The sequence below is a fragment of the Arthrobacter sp. efr-133-TYG-120 genome, assembly GCF_030209785.1.
Classification (GTDB): Bacteria; Actinomycetota; Actinomycetes; order Actinomycetales; family Micrococcaceae; genus Arthrobacter.
Map to the genome: position 1 here is coordinate 47,582 of NZ_JARVRI010000036.1, position 14,168 is coordinate 61,749.

Here is a 14,168-nt window from a genome sequence, read left to right on the forward strand (position 1 = left end):
GGTGGCAATAGTTGGCAACCGGTTGACAGATTGATTCTTCCGGCCGAAAATTGACCTATGTCACAGTCGATCGCAGCCAATCCTGACCGGCTCCTGCCCGCGGATCCCGGGACGCGCAGCATTGCGCGCTCCCTACTGGAGCGCGTCCAGGACCTGCCCATCATCTCTCCGCACGGCCACGTTGACGCCTCCGTCATCGAGCACAACACGCCGTTCCCCGATCCGGCCGCGCTCCTGGTCAGCCCGGACCACTACGTCACCAGGCTGATCCATGCCAGCGGAGTCCCCATGGACAAGTTGCTCTCGGGAGGCGCCAACGCGTCCGAATCGCGGGAGATCTGGCGGACGTTCGTCCAGGCCTGGCCCCTCTTCGAAGGCACTGCCTCCGGGTACTGGCTGCGCACGCAGTTCGACAGCGTGTTCAAGCTCGGCGCGGACCTTGGCGAGATGTCCGCAGATGCCAGCTACGACGCCATTGCCGCCAAGCTCGTGGAGCCCGATTTCCGTCCCCGCCAGCTCTTCAAGGACTTCAATATCGAAGTCCTTGCCACCACGGACGATCCCCTGGACAGCCTTGCGAGCCACAAGGCCATTGCCGAGGACCCCTCCTTCAACGGCCGGGTGCTGCCGACCTTCCGTCCGGATGCCTACCTGAACATCGCGCACCCGGCGTGGAGTGCCAACGTGGAGCGGCTTGTCGAATCCGCCGGCGACGGGACAACCGGCTATGCCGGATACATCGCGGCCCTGGAAAACCGCCGTCGTTATTTCGTGGACCATGGCGCGGTCTCCGCGGACCATGGCGTCCTCACCCCGGCGACGCTCAAGCTGGACCGGGCCGAAGCCGAGCGGATCTTCGAACTGGCGCGTGCCGGCAAGGCCACGGCCGAGGACCGCAACACGTTCGAAGCCCACATGATGTACCAGATGGCCAGGATGTCGGTGGAAGACGGTTTGGTCATGACCATCCACCCGGGTTCCTTCCGCAACCACCACCAGCCCACCTTCGCGGCCTACGGAGCGGACACTGGACACGACATCCCGTTCGCCACCAACTACACCGAAGCCATCCGCCCCCTGCTCCAGGACTTCGGCACGGCAAAGGACTTCCACTTGGTGCTGTTCACCTTGGACGAGACCGTGTTCTCCCGCGAGCTGGCGCCCCTGGCAGGGTTCTACCCCTCCGTGTACCTCGGCGCTCCCTGGTGGTTCCTCGATGCACCGGACGCCATGCTGCGGTTCCGCTCCGCCGTCACCGAGACCACCGGCTTCTCCCGGTCATCGGGGTTCATCGACGACACCCGCGCGTTCTGCTCGATCCCGGCCCGGCACGACGCTTCCCGCCGGATCGAAGCATCCTTCCTTGCGCGCCTCGTCGCCGAACATCGTGTCAGCGAGGACCGAGCCCACGAAATCATCGTCGACGTCGTCGACTCCTCACCCCGAAGGGTCTTCAAGCTGTGAGCAACGAACCCGAGCGAACTGCGGAGCTTCCCCGCTTGAGCCGCTCCGTCAGGCCCATCGCCAAGGCCCCGGTACGCATTGTGCACATGGGACTGGGGGCCTTCCACCGCTCCCACCAGGCGTGGTACACCCAGCATGCAGGCGACGCGGCCGAGTGGGGCATTGCCTCCTTCACGGGCCGCCGCCCGGATGCCGCGGAGGTCCTGTCCGCACAGGACGGCTTGTACACCGTGGTGGAACGCTCAGACGCCGGTGATTCCTTCGAAGTCATCGGCAGCATCGTCGAAGCTGTTGACGGTGCCGACGTCGAGCGTTTTGTCGAGCTTGTCTCGGCGCCGCTGACCTCGCTCATCACGCTCACCATCACCGAAGCCGCCTACCGGCTCGGGGCCGACGGCAAGCTGGACAACCAGGCGCCCGACGTCGTCGCGGACCTCGCCGTGCTCGCTGGCGGTTCTGCTTCCGGCAAGCCGACGACGCCGCTGGGGCGGCTCGTGCTGGGCCTCGCCGCACGGCGCGACGGCGACGGCGGACCCCTCGCCGTCGTCTGCTGCGACAACCTTTCCAACAACGGGACCGTCGCTAGAAGGGCCGTGATGGGGATGGCCAAGGCGTTCGACGGCGGACTCGCCGCCTGGATCGACGCCAACGTCAGTTTTGTCAGTACTTCCGTTGACCGCATCACGCCGCGGACCACGGAAGCCGATATCGACGCCGTCGCCGCCGCCTGCGGATACCGCGACGAATCGCCCGTGGTCGCCGAGCCGTTCCTCAACTGGGTCCTGAGCGGGGACTTTCCCGCTGGGCGACCGCACTGGGAGGACGCGGGTGCCGTTTTCGTGGACGAGATCGAGCCGTACGAGAACCGCAAGCTGTGGCTCCTCAATGGCGCCCACTCGCTGCTCGCCTATGCCGGGCAGCTGCGTGGACACAAGACAGTGGCCGAAGCCCTCGCTGATGATTCCTGCCGACGGGCCGTGGAGGACTTTTGGGACGAGGCCGCCTCCAACCTGCCTGGTGAGGACTTGGGAATCCCCGAGTACCGGGCCGCCCTGCTGGAACGCTTCGGGAACTCCCGGATCGCCCACCACCTGGCCCAGATCGCCATGGACGGCAGCACCAAGCTGCGCATGCGGGCAGTGCCTGTGCTCCGCGCCGAGCGCGCAGCCGGCCGCAGCGGCCAGGCCGCTGCGCGGATGATCGCGGCCTGGACCGCCTACACCGCCACGGCAACAGGTCTCCAGGACCCGCAGGCGGCAGGGATCGCCGCCGCGAACCTCCTCACTGGCCGTACCCGGCTCGAGGCTTTGCTCGGCCTCGTGGATCCGGACTTGGTTGAAGACAGGGCGATCGTGGACCTTGTTGAGGGTTTGGCCGAGTCCTTCGCGGCTGCCGGCAACCTCAGCTAATCCGACAGGCACTTTCAACGGCGCCCGTTGCCTTCCCCGTGAAGGCGACGGGCGCCGTCGTCGTTGGCCCGGTATATGTGAGCGGGCGTTTGCCGGAGACGGGTCATATGTGAGCGGGCGTTTGCCGGAGTCGGGTCATATGTGAGCGGGCGTTCGCCGGAACTGACGCTCGCTCGGATATGTCGCACTTTCCCCTGACGCTCGCTCATCTTTGACGGCCTTTTCGGCATCGCTCGCTCACATCTTGAATGTGCCCAGAAGTTGGAAAGTTTCTATGGAAACATTTGGCAACCGCTTGCCGAATGATTGCCAGGGTGATTAGAATTACATCAAGCTTCAACAATTTCTGGCCTAGTCGGCCGAAGCTTTTCCATCATCGCAAGCCGGGGCATGGGGTATCGGCAAGGGTAAAGGAGCCCGCAATGAATAAGCTCAGCAAACTCAGCATCCTAGGCTATGGGGCTGGCGACGCCGCCAACAACCTTGCCTTCACTACCGCCACCATGTTCCTGCTTGTCTACTACACCGACGTCGCGGGCATATCCGCGGCGGCCGCCGGCACCCTGTTGCTTACGGTCAGGATCTTCGACGCTTTCGCCGACGTCTTCGCCGGACGATTGGTTGACCGCGCCTACAGCAAGCGCTTCGGAAAATTCCGCCCGTTCATCATGTTCGGCTCCATCCCATTGCTGCTTTTGAGTGTCGCGGCCTTCTCCATTCCACAGGTCGGCGAAACAGGGATGTTGCTCTATGCCTACGTGACGTATGCGGCGCTGGGCCTGGCCTACTCGCTGGTCAACATCCCGTACGGTTCGCTAGCGGGCGCGATGACCCAGGAGCCGGGGGAGCGAGCCAAGCTCGGATCCGCCCGCATGGTCGGCGCCCTCTTGGTCAGTTCCACGTTGGGCATCTTCGTAGCTCCGCTGATCAAGCCCGGCGCCAACCTGCAGTCCACGTTCACCATCATTACTCTGGCCTTCGTCGCGATCGGCGCGGCTCTGTACTTCTTCACGTTCCTGACCGCCAAGGAGCGGGTGCGCCGTGCGGTACCCAAAGTTTCCTTCAAGCAAAGCATGGCGACGCTCAAGACAAACCGTCCCCTGCTCATGCTGTGCCTCAGCTCCTTCCTCTTCCTGACCGGCTACATGGCACTGTCTTCGGTGCAGCTGTACTACTTGCGCGACGTCCTCGGCAGGCTGGATCTTTACGCTGTCCTCTCCATCGTCCAGCTTGTGGTGACCTTTGCCCTCGCTCCGCTCATGCCGAGGTTGGTCCGAAACTTCGGCAAGAAGACCATCTACGTGGCTGCCGGTTTCCTCGCTATCATCGGCGGCGCAATCGTCTTCTTCGCTCCGGCCACCCTGGTCTGGGTTGGATTCGCGGGTCTGCTCCTGAGCATGCTTGGCGTGATGGCCGTCAACATCGTGGTGTGGGCCTTGGAAGCAGACACTGTGGAGTACGGCGAATGGAAAACCGGTGTCCGGACTGAAGGCATCACCTACGCACTGTTCTCCTTTACCCGTAAGACGGGCCAAGCCGTCGGCGGCGCCCTTGCCGCATATGCTCTCGCTGCCGGCGGTTATAAGTCCGGCACTACGCACAGCGCCGAGTCCCTGCAAGCCATCCAGTTTGCCGCAGGTGCGCTGCCCGCCATCATGACCGTCCTCGCGATCGTCGTCATGGCCAAGTACAAGTTGACCGACGCGTTCCATGCCCAGATCCTGGGCGAAATCAAGGCCCGTCGCGCCCTGGAAGCATCCGGCTCAGAGCCATTTGGCGCGGAGGCCGAGTCCGCGACTCCCGTCGAGCGGGCAGCCTCGGAACTTGCCTCGTAGACGGCCGGGGAAACCGCCGGGCCAGAAAAAATCTCCACGAAATAATACTGCAACCGGTTGCCAATAATTGTCATCCATCCTAAGATCGTCTTTACCCGCCCTGTGGTGCTCGTCGCATCCGGGCCAGGCCAGCCCTCGATCAGCAACCCTGAAAGGACCAGCTGTGAAAATCATTGCCGCTGAAGTCTTCGTGACCAGCCCCACCCGGAACTTCGTGACCTTGCGGATCACTACCGAGGACGGCGTGACCGGCATCGGCGACGCGACCCTGAACGGCCGTGAACTCGCAGTGGCCGCGTACTTGAAGGAACACGTCGCGCAGCTGCTGATCGGCAAAGACCCGCACCGTATCGAGGACACCTGGCAGTTCCTGTACCGCTCTTCGTACTGGCGCCGCGGCCCGGTTACCATGGCCGCCATCGCCGCCGTCGACATGGCCCTGTGGGACATCAAGGGCAAGGTGGCCGGACTGCCGGTGTACCAGCTCCTGGGCGGCGCCTCCCGCAACGGGCTTCGCGCGTACGGGCACGCCTCGGGCGCGGACATCCCTTCCTTGTTCGACTCGGTCCGCGAGCACCTGGAACTCGGTTACAAGTCGATCCGCATCCAAACCGCGATCCCGGGCATCAAAGCCGTCTACGGTGTGGCCGCGCAGGCTCAGGCCTCGGGCGAGCGCTACGACTACGAGCCAGCCGGCCGCGGTGCGTTTCCGCAGGAAGAAGACTGGGACACCCGCGCCTACCTGCGCCACCTGCCCACCGTCTTCGAAGCGGTGCGCAACGAATTCGGCCCGGAAATCCCGCTCCTGCACGATGGCCACCACCGCATGACCCCCATCCAGGCCGCCAAGCTCGGCAAGGCCCTGGAACCGTACGACCTGTTCTGGCTCGAAGACTGCACCCCGGCCGAAAACCAGGAAGGGCTGCGCCTGGTCCGCCAGCACACCACCACGCCGCTGGCCATCGGTGAAATCTTCAACACTGTCTTTGACTTCCAGACCCTCATCAAGGAACAGCTGATCGACTACGTCCGGGCCGCGTCAACGCACTTCGGCGGGATCTCGCCGCTGAAGAAGGTCATGGACTTCGCCGCGCAGTACCAGATCAAGTCCGGCTTCCACGGCCCCACTGACATTTCGCCGGTCGGTTTCGCCGCACAGCTTCACGTGGGCCTGGCCATCCACAACTACGGCATCCAGGAATACATGCAGCACTCGGACAAGACCAACACGGTCTTCGAGCAGTCCATGACCTTCACCGACGGCTACCTGCACCCCGGCGACAAGCCGGGCCTCGGCGTCGAATTCAACGAAGAAGCCGCCAACTCCTTCCCGTACCAGCAGGCCTACCTGCCCTACAACCGCCTCGTGGACGGCACCGTCCATGACTGGTAGGAACATCGCCGTGGCTGGCGACCCCGGCGCAGCCGCGGAACAGCCGCGGCGCATCGTGGTGATGGGCGTCTCCGGTTGCGGCAAGACCACCATCGGAGACCTCGTCGCCCGGGCGCTGGGAGTTCCGTTTCTCGACGGCGATTCGCTCCACCCGGTGGAAAACGTTGCCAAGATGGCTGCGGGCACGCCCCTGACTGATGAGGACCGCTGGCCCTGGCTCGCGACCGTGGGCACCGAACTCGCCAACGCCGACAACGGCGGGCTGGTTCTCGCGTGCTCCGCCCTCCGGCGCAGCTATCGGGACGCCATCCGCGAGAAAGCCCCGGACACCGTTTTCCTGCACCTGCACGGCAGCAAAGAGGTTCTCAGGGAACGGACAGAAGGGCGTTCCGGCCACTTCATGCCGCCCGCCCTCCTTGATTCGCAGCTCGCCACCCTGGAACCGCTCGACGCCGACGAGGCCGGGTTCGTCGTCGACATCGCCGCACCGGTCAGCGAGGTGGTCTCGGAGGCGTTGGCGGGGATTGCCGCCGTCGCGGGTTCCAAAGCTCCGGCGGCCGGCAGCGCCGGTATCGCGGGCACTCCGGCGCGGCAGTTTGACGTCGACCTCCAGTCGGCGCCGTTCAACCTCGACGACGAGGCTGTTGCGTGGGTGGATGCCACCATCCGTGGCATGAGCCTTGAGGAAAAAATCGGGCAGCTCTTCATCAACCACAACAACGATTACTCCCCGGAGTACCTCGACGGTGTGCTGGAGAACTATCACGTTGGCGGAATGCGGTACAGGCCGGGTCCGTCCGCCGCTGTCCAGCAGCACATCCGTTATGCCCAATCCAAAACGCGCATCCCGCTTTTGGTGGCCTCCAACCCGGAAATGGGCGGAGCAGGAAGCTGCGACGACGGAACTTTCGTGTCGACCCACCTTCAGGCCGGTTCACACCCGGACAAGTCCATCGCGCGGAAAATGGGCCAGGTGGCCGGTGTGGAAACCGCGGCTTTGGGCTGCAACTGGGCCTTCGCGCCGATCGTGGACATCCACTACAACTGGCGCAATACGGTCATCTCAACCCGGGCGTTCGGCAACACTCCGGACATCGTCGTGGAGCGCGCCAAGGAGTACTTCGACGGCATCAGCGAATCGGCCACTGTCTGTGCCATCAAGCATTTCCCGGGCGACGGCGTGGACGAACGCGACCAGCACGTGGTCACTTCGTACAACACGCTCGGGTACGCGGAGTGGAATTCCAGCTACGGGCACGTTTACCGGGAAATGATCGGCCACGGGATCCAGTCGATCATGGTCGGACACATCGGGGCGCCGGAGCTCACGCGGCATTTCCGTCCGGGGACGGAAGACAGGGACATCCTGCCCGCCACCCTCGCTCCGGAGCTTCTCCAGGACTTGCTCCGTGGCGAACTCGGCTTCAACGGACTGATCCTCACCGATGCATCCCAAATGGTCGGCCTCACCCAGGCCAAGAAGCGCAAGGACCTGGTCCCGGCCACCATCGCCGCCGGGTGCGACATGTTCCTGTTCTTCCGCAACCCGGCGGAGGACTTCCAGTACATGTTGGACGGCTACAAATCAGGCGTGGTCAGCGATCAGCGCCTGCATGACGCGCTGCGCCGGATTTTGGGGTTGAAGGCCAGCCTGGGGCTGCACAAGAAACTGCCGGAAGAACTGACGCCGTCGCCTGAGGCCCTGCGGCTGATCGGCAGCGAGGCGCACCTCGCCGTCGCCGCCGAAATCGCCGACAAGACCGTCACGTTGATCAAGGACACTGCCGGCAACCTGCCGATCACACCGGAAACGCATAGGCGCATCCGCCTATACGGGATCTCCGGCGGTTCCGATTTCACCCGGGCAGATCCGTTGGCCTACCTGGATACGGTCAAGGAAGAACTTGAAATCGCCGGTTTCGAGGTCCACCTCTTCAAGACGGCGGAGCAACGCGAAGCTGCGGGGGAGTCGGGCGTGAACTTCATGACCGTCATCTCGGACGAGGCCACGGGTGACTACGCGGAAAAGTACGATGCCGCGTTCGTCTTTGCCAATGTCAAGGGTTTTGCCCAAGAGGCTGCGATCCGTATCAAGTGGTCCAGTCCCATGGCGGCGGAAATCCCTTGGTACGTCACGGAAGTTCCCACGGTGTTCGTCTCCCTGAACCAGCCGAACCACTTGATCGATGTGCCAATGGTCAAGACGGCCATCAACGCCCATGCAGGGACCCGCGAGGCCATCCGGGCTACGATCCAGAAAATCCAGGGGAAGTCCGAATTCCAGGGAACGTTCAATGAGAACGTGTTCTGCGATTCGTTCGACACCCGGCTTTAGCGCGGTTCCAGCGAGTGGCGGCCACTTCCCCGAAGCAGGGGGAGTGGCCGCCGCACGGCCGGGAACAACCTCCATATTGTCGAGGCCTCGCAGTAGTATTCGGGCATGCCTGACCAGCCCGAATATCCCGCGCCGTTGAATTCAGTCGGCGCCCCGCCTCCGCGCCAAACGGAACCGCTGTCAACCGTCTCAAGGGTGCCCGTGATCGCCAAGCTCGTTTGGCCGAAGTACCTCCAATATGTTCCGGCCATGGTCACCCGGACGTCGGAGGGCAAGGTCCTGGTGCAGTGGTGGCCGAATCCCTTCGGATCGGCCACCAGAATGACGTGGCTAAAGGACACGGACGTGAGGGCCGAGCTGCGCTACGAGCGTTGAGCGCAGAGAGCGTTGAGTCAGGCAGCCGGGTTTGCGACGTCCACCAGCTTGGTGTTGTCGTCCATGAGTTCCACGGGCCTCATCGTCCATGCCGACGCCAAGCCATACGCCTCGCCCAGCACGGCGTCCAACAGGGCCTGGCCCCTGGTTTCCTTGGGGTCGATCCAATCGTCGATCATGTCCGCGGAGATCGGCACCGGGATCCGGTCATGCAGATTGTGCAGTCTTTCGTGAACGTCTTCGGGAGGGGAATCCATGGTCAGGATCGAGCAGGACAAACGCCACGCGCCGGGTGCGGACTTGTCCTCGATGCTCTCGTCGCGCCATGGCGCAAACAATCCGGCGAAGGTAATCAGCTCGTCCTGTGGCTCGACGATGTAGCGCTGCTTGGGATCCTTGCGGCCGGGGCCCGACTTCTTCCACTCGTAGTAGGCAGAGGCAGGGACGACCGCCCGCCACTTCGGCAGGGAAGCCCTGAACGCGGGGATTGACCCAGCTGTTTCCGAGCGTGCATTCCACGTGGGTACCTTCGAATCGAAGGACTTGGAGAAGGCCGGAACCAAGCCCCAGCGCCCGGCCGCGAGCTCGCGTCCGAGCGAATCGTCCCCGGCGCGTCCCCGCAGAAAGACCACGGGGTCAGTCGGGTTGATCTGGAGCGTTGGCGAGGGATAGTCGGTATCACCGCGCAGCACGGCACCGAGCTTCCTCGAGAGATAGTCTGCTTCGAAACCGACACTGAACCGACCGCACATATCGACATTCTCGCGTAGCGCTTGGGACAACGCCAGTCGTAGAAGTCCATACTGGAGCAAGATGAGGAACCCGCATCCTGACCATCCGGACATTTGGAGGGCCCATGAGCAACCCGCGTGGCGAGGATATGCCGCTGGACAAGGGCAGCCCGGCCCGCTTGACAGGGCCGGTGCTGGCAGGGGTGCTCCCGCACCAGCCTGTCGCGGTAGTTGAGAAAGCCGCCGAAGTAGCGCTCAGTGCCGGATTGCACTTGGTCCTGGCCTTCGCCGATGTCACGAGCTTTCCGGCGGCAGGGGACCGGGACGGGCATCTCACGGCCCAAGCGATCGACCCCGACGGCATCGACGACGACGCCGCGGCCATCACCGAGTCCCTCCGGTCCCGCATCGCGGATCAACTCGACGGAACGGGTGTGCAGTGGACCTTCGTGACGCTCGCCGGCGAGCCCGCCCGGTCGCTAGGCCGATATGCGGCGGGTATCAACGCTTCCATGATCGTCGTGGGAACCAAGGAACATGGCCTCGGTCCGAGGTTTGAAGGACTAGTCACCGGATCGGTAGCCTTGCATCTGGCACATCGCCAAAACTGCCCAGTGCTCATGGTTCCCTTGGGCCGTCACGACCCAAGCAGGGATCAATGAAGGAAAGCAGCACCGCGCCGCACGGAGCCAAAACCCAGGCGGCGCAACCGGACCGGCAACCGCACCGTCCGCTCCATCTTCACGGGCGGTTCGTTCTGCTCGTCGCGGCCGGCGGAATCCTCGGGGCTTTGAGCCGCTACGGTTTCGGCATGGCCCTTCCGGCGCCAGGGGCGTGGCCGCTTCCCACCCTGCTTATCAATCTGTCCGGTGCGCTCGCGCTTGGCTGGCTCCTCGAAGCACTCGCCCGGAGCGGACCCGACGCCGGCCTCCGCCGGATTGCCCGCTTGGGCATCGGTAGTGGTTTCCTCGGGGCCTACACCACCTACAGCACCTTGGCGCTGGACTCGGTGCACCTCTTCGGAGCAGGACGCGGCATGGACGCCATGTGGTACCTGGCAGCCAGCCTGTTGGGCGGTGTCGCGGCCACAACCCTGGGTATTTGGCTTGGGGCGCTCCGGCACCGGTCCACCCAACAAGGTCAGAAGGCCTTGAAATGACCCTCCTTTTGATTGCGCTCGCGGGCGGCGCAGGGGCGGCCGCGCGTTTCGTGGTGGATGGGGTGGTCCGTTCCTGGGCCCGGACTGCGCTGCCGTTGGGCACGATCTTCATCAACTTCTCCGGGTCACTTCTCATGGGGATCCTGGCTGGGCTGGTCATGTCACATCAGGCTCCTGAATCCCTTCAGCTGATTCTCGGCACCGGATTCCTCGGCGGATACACGACCTTCAGCACGGCAAGCTTGGAGACCGTCAGGCTTGTCCAGAGCGGCCGGACTGGATTGGCCCTCCTCAACGGAGTGGGCACCATGGCGGCATGCGTCGGAGCCGCGGCGGCCGGCGTCGGGCTGGTCTTGTTGTTCTGAGGCGCACACGTCCGAGAAATCCCCCAGTGGCAAGCAAAGCCTGGGGAAACCCTCTGGAGAAACTATGTTCGAAACAGTAGTGCGAGAAGGCGTCGTCTTGAAGCCTCTCGAGACATGGCACGCCCGTGATTTTGCCGAGCACATGAGCAGGGCACGGGACCATATCCGGCCGTGGGTCGGGCCGACCTTTGTCACCGAGACCGTCGAGGGTGCCCGCGCTACGCTTCAGCGTTACGCCACAGCCACAGCGAACGATGGGGCGCGCATCTATGGACTCTGGAACGACGGCAGGATCGTCGGAGGCGTGATGTTTGTGACGTTCGACTCCGCCTGGGGCATTTGCGAAATTGGCTGCTGGCTCGAACCCGGTGCTGTCGGAGGGGGCCTCATCACCCGCTCGGTCGAACTGCTCATGGAATGGGCCTTCCTAGAGCGGGGGATGTCCCGCGTCGAATGGCGCTGCCGCACCGACAACGACCGCAGCGTAGCCGTCGCGCAGCGGCTGGGGATGCGTTCCGACGGTGTCCTTCGCAGTAGCTGGGTCTACGACGGCAGGCGTTTCGACAAGGAGGTATTTTCAATCCTTCGGGCCGAATGGATGAGCATGCGACCTGGTGTCGCTCACTGACAGACGTACCATGATTCCGGTAAGGGGGTCCCGATGCGTCGCTTCGGTCCAGCATGTCGCGTCTGTGCGGTTCTTGGCGCACTCGCCATCGGGGCGCCCCTGCTCCTGTCATGCGGATCGGCCAGCGTGTGCCCGGCCGTCGGCTACATCTCGTTGGTAAGCTTGCACATCACCGCGGAGCGCGCGGCGAATCTCGCCGCGCTCGTCATAGAGCTGTGCCAGGACGGCGCGTGCCACAGCTTTTCCGCCAACGCCTTGACGCCGCTTACACCCGGTCCCATTCCCCTGCCGAACTCGCCCGGGGCGCCTCAATCGGTGTCCTTGCGCATGGCGGATGGAAGCATCGACGTTCGTATCGAGGCCGGCATCAACGACCACCCGCTCGATCTCACGACGTCGGGCACCAACACCTCCGGCTGGTCGATCGGCATGAGCCATGTGAGGCTCAAGCCCACGGCTACGTATCCGGACGGCCGTGACTGCGGAGGCCCGACGACGGCTGTTGCCACCCTCGATGCGCTCGGCCTCCGTGCAAGCTAGCCTCTGCCGAGATCCCAATCCACTAACGCTCAACCGGACAAGTTTGCTCCAATATTTCCGCGTGCCGGTGTGGCTTCCAGATGGAAAAACCGCACTGAACCACCCACTCACCCCCATTGATAAGTATACTTACCAATGAATGCCTCGGCCGCCGGCCAGGGCACGCAACCAAACAAGGGAGACTCTCATGTTGCTTTGGATAGCCATCGTTATTGCCGTTCTCTGGCTTCTCGGCTTTATTGGCAACATCGGCGGCGGGCTCATTCACCTGCTTCTGGTTGTTGCTGTGATCGTCCTGATTTTCCACTTCATCCGCGGCAGGTCACGCGTCTAGGGTCCAACTGCGGCACCGCCACCCCTCCTGGGCTTAGGTTCGGGAGGGGGGGCGGATGCCGCCCCCCGCGAGCCAGCCTTCAGCTGCCCCCGGCCTCTACTTCTTCAAAAGGCTCCGTGGCCTCCACTCGGCCCAGGAGCGACAGGCGGCTCGCGATCTTGGCCCCGTCAACGGGCCCGGCACTCGTCCGGTGCGCCAAGCCGCCGGCCACATCCCAGTCCAAGGGGCCGTGGCCCACCAGGAACAGAGTGATGTCCTGCTCGTACAGGACATCAACCAGATCGCTGAGGCGTTGCCAGGCCGAGGCGGACCCGGCTACCGATCCGGCCGTCGGCGAGGGTACGCCGTCGATCACCCACGTTCCGTAGTCCTTAGCCAAAGCCATGTAGTCCGCTGTCGACATGGGGCCGCCGCACAACTCCGCGAAACTGGCCCAGAGCACATCGTCGGCCGCCTTGACGGTGAGCCGTTGCGCCGTGGGGGTGAGGATCCGCTCCTGTGACTTCGCCGGATGGAACAAACCGAAGGCTCCCAGTTGCGCGGGCGTTCCGGGAGTAATGATCTTGCCCCTGCTGAAGCCCTCCTGTCCGGGAACCACTAGAGCCAGTTCTTCCGCTTGAAGATGACATACATGACAAAGCCCGCGAGAACCATCATGCCGAGTGCCATGGGATAGCCGAGCGGCCAATGGAGTTCAGGCATAACGTCGAAGTTCATTCCGTAGAGCCCGGTGACGAACGCCGGTGCAAAGAAGATCGCGGCCCAGGAGGAGATCTTCTTGGTTTGTTCGTTTTGTGCCGCACTCGCTTCGTTTTGCCGGTTCGCGGTGAGGGTCCCGTCGAGGGTCAGGGCGTTTTGGAGCAGGTCGCGGAACCCGTTTGCCCGGGAAATTACCTGCTCGACGTGGTCTTCCACATCGCGGAGTTTGCGCTGAAGCTCGATGTCTACTCCGTATTTCTCGAACCCGCGCTTCAGGGAGGCCATCATTTCGGGGAGCGGGTTGATTGCGCGCTGGAACTGAATGACTTCGCGGGCGAGTTCATAGATGCGCCGCGAAACCAGGGGATCGCCACCGAAGAGCTGGTCCTCGATCTCGTCAATGTCGTTTTCCAGGCCCGAGATCACGGGGCCGTAGTCGTCCACCACTCGGTCCAGCAGTGCGTACAGGACGGCTTCGGGGCCATGCCGCAGAAGCTCCGGTTGTTGTTCCAGATCCCTACGGACTTTGGCCACCCCGGGTGTTTCCGCATGCCGGACCGTGACCACGAAGTTCCTCCCCGTGAAGATATGAAGTTCGCCGAACTCCACGGTCTCGGTAGCGTCCACGTATCTCGCAGGCCGCAGGACGGTGAAGAGGTTGTTGTCGTAGCGTTCCAGCTTGGGCCGCTGGTGGGCGTTGACGGCGTCCTCGACGGCGAGCAGGTGGAGGCCGAATTCGGCAGCCACGGCCGCCATTTCCGTCTCGTCCGGCCGGTACAGTCCAATCCACACCATTCCGCCGTGCGCGGCCAGTGTTTCGACGCTTTGCTCGAGGCTTCCCGGAGTCGCGGTCCGGATGCCGTTCACATAAACGGCATTGTCAATGATGGTCACGAGGTTA

Annotated in this window: 15 protein-coding genes; 12 read left to right on the forward strand and 3 right to left on the reverse strand. The window is 63.6% G+C overall.

Annotation, left to right across the window (positions count from 1 at the left end; genetic code table 11):
* Positions 1–57 precede the first annotated feature (57 nt).
* From uxaC to QRN51_RS18970, 6 genes are all read left to right on the forward strand, one after another.
* A complete protein-coding gene (gene uxaC, locus QRN51_RS18945) occupies positions 58–1,464 on the forward strand; it encodes a glucuronate isomerase (protein WP_284991361.1) in 1,407 nt (468 codons plus the stop codon).
* 86 nt (positions 1,465–1,550) lie between these two features.
* Positions 1,551–2,873: a mannitol dehydrogenase family protein gene (locus QRN51_RS18950; RefSeq protein ID WP_284991561.1), complete on the forward strand. Its 1,323-nt coding sequence runs from the start codon at positions 1,551–1,553 to the stop codon at positions 2,871–2,873.
* A gap of 422 nt (positions 2,874–3,295) precedes the next feature.
* Positions 3,296–4,708: a glucuronide transporter gene (gene uidB, locus QRN51_RS18955; RefSeq protein WP_284991362.1), complete on the forward strand. Its 1,413-nt coding sequence runs from the start codon at positions 3,296–3,298 to the stop codon at positions 4,706–4,708.
* A gap of 163 nt (positions 4,709–4,871) precedes the next feature.
* Positions 4,872–6,101: a D-mannonate dehydratase ManD gene (manD, locus tag QRN51_RS18960; RefSeq protein ID WP_265976960.1), complete on the forward strand. Its 1,230-nt coding sequence runs from the start codon at positions 4,872–4,874 to the stop codon at positions 6,099–6,101.
* Positions 6,091–8,436 carry a gluconokinase, GntK/IdnK-type gene (locus QRN51_RS18965; protein WP_284991363.1) on the forward strand — a complete coding sequence of 782 codons (2,346 nt, stop codon included), beginning with the start codon at positions 6,091–6,093 and terminating at the stop codon, positions 8,434–8,436. The genes manD and QRN51_RS18965 overlap by 11 nt, the downstream gene beginning before the upstream one ends.
* 105 nt (positions 8,437–8,541) lie before the next feature.
* A complete protein-coding gene (locus QRN51_RS18970) occupies positions 8,542–8,811 on the forward strand; it encodes a hypothetical protein (RefSeq protein WP_148667388.1) in 270 nt (89 codons plus the stop codon).
* 17 nt (positions 8,812–8,828) lie between these two features.
* Here QRN51_RS18970 and QRN51_RS18975 read toward each other — a convergent pair whose 3' ends face one another.
* Positions 8,829–9,563 (reverse strand): SOS response-associated peptidase, encoded by a 735-nt coding sequence (locus QRN51_RS18975; protein WP_284991366.1) that lies wholly within the window; start codon positions 9,561–9,563, stop codon positions 8,829–8,831.
* A gap of 104 nt (positions 9,564–9,667) precedes the next feature.
* Here QRN51_RS18975 and QRN51_RS18980 point away from each other — a divergent pair, with 104 nt between their 5' ends.
* From QRN51_RS18980 to QRN51_RS19005, 6 genes are all read left to right on the forward strand, one after another.
* The gene (locus tag QRN51_RS18980; protein ID WP_284991367.1) at positions 9,668–10,204 is read left to right on the forward strand and encodes a universal stress protein; all 537 of its coding nucleotides are present in this window, start codon (positions 9,668–9,670) and stop codon (positions 10,202–10,204) included.
* Positions 10,201–10,701: a fluoride efflux transporter FluC gene (locus QRN51_RS18985; protein WP_084784312.1), complete on the forward strand. Its 501-nt coding sequence runs from the start codon at positions 10,201–10,203 to the stop codon at positions 10,699–10,701. The genes QRN51_RS18980 and QRN51_RS18985 overlap by 4 nt, the downstream gene beginning before the upstream one ends.
* On the forward strand, positions 10,698–11,066 hold the full coding sequence (gene crcB, locus QRN51_RS18990) for a fluoride efflux transporter CrcB (protein ID WP_284991369.1): 369 nt from the start codon (positions 10,698–10,700) through the stop codon (positions 11,064–11,066). The genes QRN51_RS18985 and crcB overlap by 4 nt, the downstream gene beginning before the upstream one ends.
* Positions 11,067–11,130: 64 nt before the next feature.
* Positions 11,131–11,694, forward strand: a complete 564-nt coding sequence (locus QRN51_RS18995; RefSeq protein ID WP_284991370.1) for a GNAT family N-acetyltransferase — start codon at positions 11,131–11,133, stop codon at positions 11,692–11,694.
* A gap of 33 nt (positions 11,695–11,727) precedes the next feature.
* A complete protein-coding gene (locus tag QRN51_RS19000; RefSeq protein WP_284991372.1) occupies positions 11,728–12,234 on the forward strand; it encodes a hypothetical protein in 507 nt (168 codons plus the stop codon).
* A 187-nt stretch (positions 12,235–12,421) separates the two neighbouring features.
* Positions 12,422–12,568, forward strand: coding sequence for a lmo0937 family membrane protein (locus QRN51_RS19005; RefSeq protein WP_113990531.1), 147 nt, complete (start codon positions 12,422–12,424; stop codon positions 12,566–12,568).
* Between the two features lie 79 nt (positions 12,569–12,647).
* Here the strand turns inward: QRN51_RS19005 and zapE are convergent, their stop codons facing one another.
* The gene (gene zapE, locus QRN51_RS19010) at positions 12,648–13,166 is read right to left on the reverse strand and encodes an AFG1/ZapE family ATPase (protein WP_284991373.1); all 519 of its coding nucleotides are present in this window, start codon (positions 13,164–13,166) and stop codon (positions 12,648–12,650) included.
* A complete protein-coding gene (corA, locus tag QRN51_RS19015; protein ID WP_059387449.1) occupies positions 13,166–14,161 on the reverse strand; it encodes a magnesium/cobalt transporter CorA in 996 nt (331 codons plus the stop codon). The genes zapE and corA overlap by 1 nt, the downstream gene beginning before the upstream one ends.
* Between the last annotated feature and the right edge of the window lie 7 nt (positions 14,162–14,168).

Excerpts from the sequence above, each read along its gene's own strand:
- uxaC (WP_284991361.1), top strand. The coding sequence starts at position 58 with ATGTCACAGTCGATCGCAGCCAATCCTGACCGGCTCCTGCCCGCGGAT.
- QRN51_RS18950 (WP_284991561.1), top strand. The coding sequence starts at position 1,551 with ATGGGACTGGGGGCCTTCCACCGCTCCCACCAGGCGTGGTACACCCAG.
- uidB (WP_284991362.1), top strand. The coding sequence starts at position 3,296 with ATGAATAAGCTCAGCAAACTCAGCATCCTAGGCTATGGGGCTGGCGAC.
- QRN51_RS18965 (WP_284991363.1), top strand. The coding sequence starts at position 6,091 with ATGACTGGTAGGAACATCGCCGTGGCTGGCGACCCCGGCGCAGCCGCG.
- QRN51_RS18970 (WP_148667388.1), top strand. The coding sequence starts at position 8,542 with ATGCCTGACCAGCCCGAATATCCCGCGCCGTTGAATTCAGTCGGCGCC.
- QRN51_RS18975 (WP_284991366.1), bottom strand. The coding sequence starts at position 9,563 with ATGTGCGGTCGGTTCAGTGTCGGTTTCGAAGCAGACTATCTCTCGAGG.
- QRN51_RS18980 (WP_284991367.1), top strand. The coding sequence starts at position 9,668 with ATGAGCAACCCGCGTGGCGAGGATATGCCGCTGGACAAGGGCAGCCCG.
- QRN51_RS18985 (WP_084784312.1), top strand. The coding sequence starts at position 10,201 with ATGAAGGAAAGCAGCACCGCGCCGCACGGAGCCAAAACCCAGGCGGCG.
- crcB (WP_284991369.1), top strand. The coding sequence starts at position 10,698 with ATGACCCTCCTTTTGATTGCGCTCGCGGGCGGCGCAGGGGCGGCCGCG.
- QRN51_RS18995 (WP_284991370.1), top strand. The coding sequence starts at position 11,131 with ATGTTCGAAACAGTAGTGCGAGAAGGCGTCGTCTTGAAGCCTCTCGAG.
- QRN51_RS19000 (WP_284991372.1), top strand. The coding sequence starts at position 11,728 with ATGCGTCGCTTCGGTCCAGCATGTCGCGTCTGTGCGGTTCTTGGCGCA.
- QRN51_RS19005 (WP_113990531.1), top strand. The coding sequence starts at position 12,422 with ATGTTGCTTTGGATAGCCATCGTTATTGCCGTTCTCTGGCTTCTCGGC.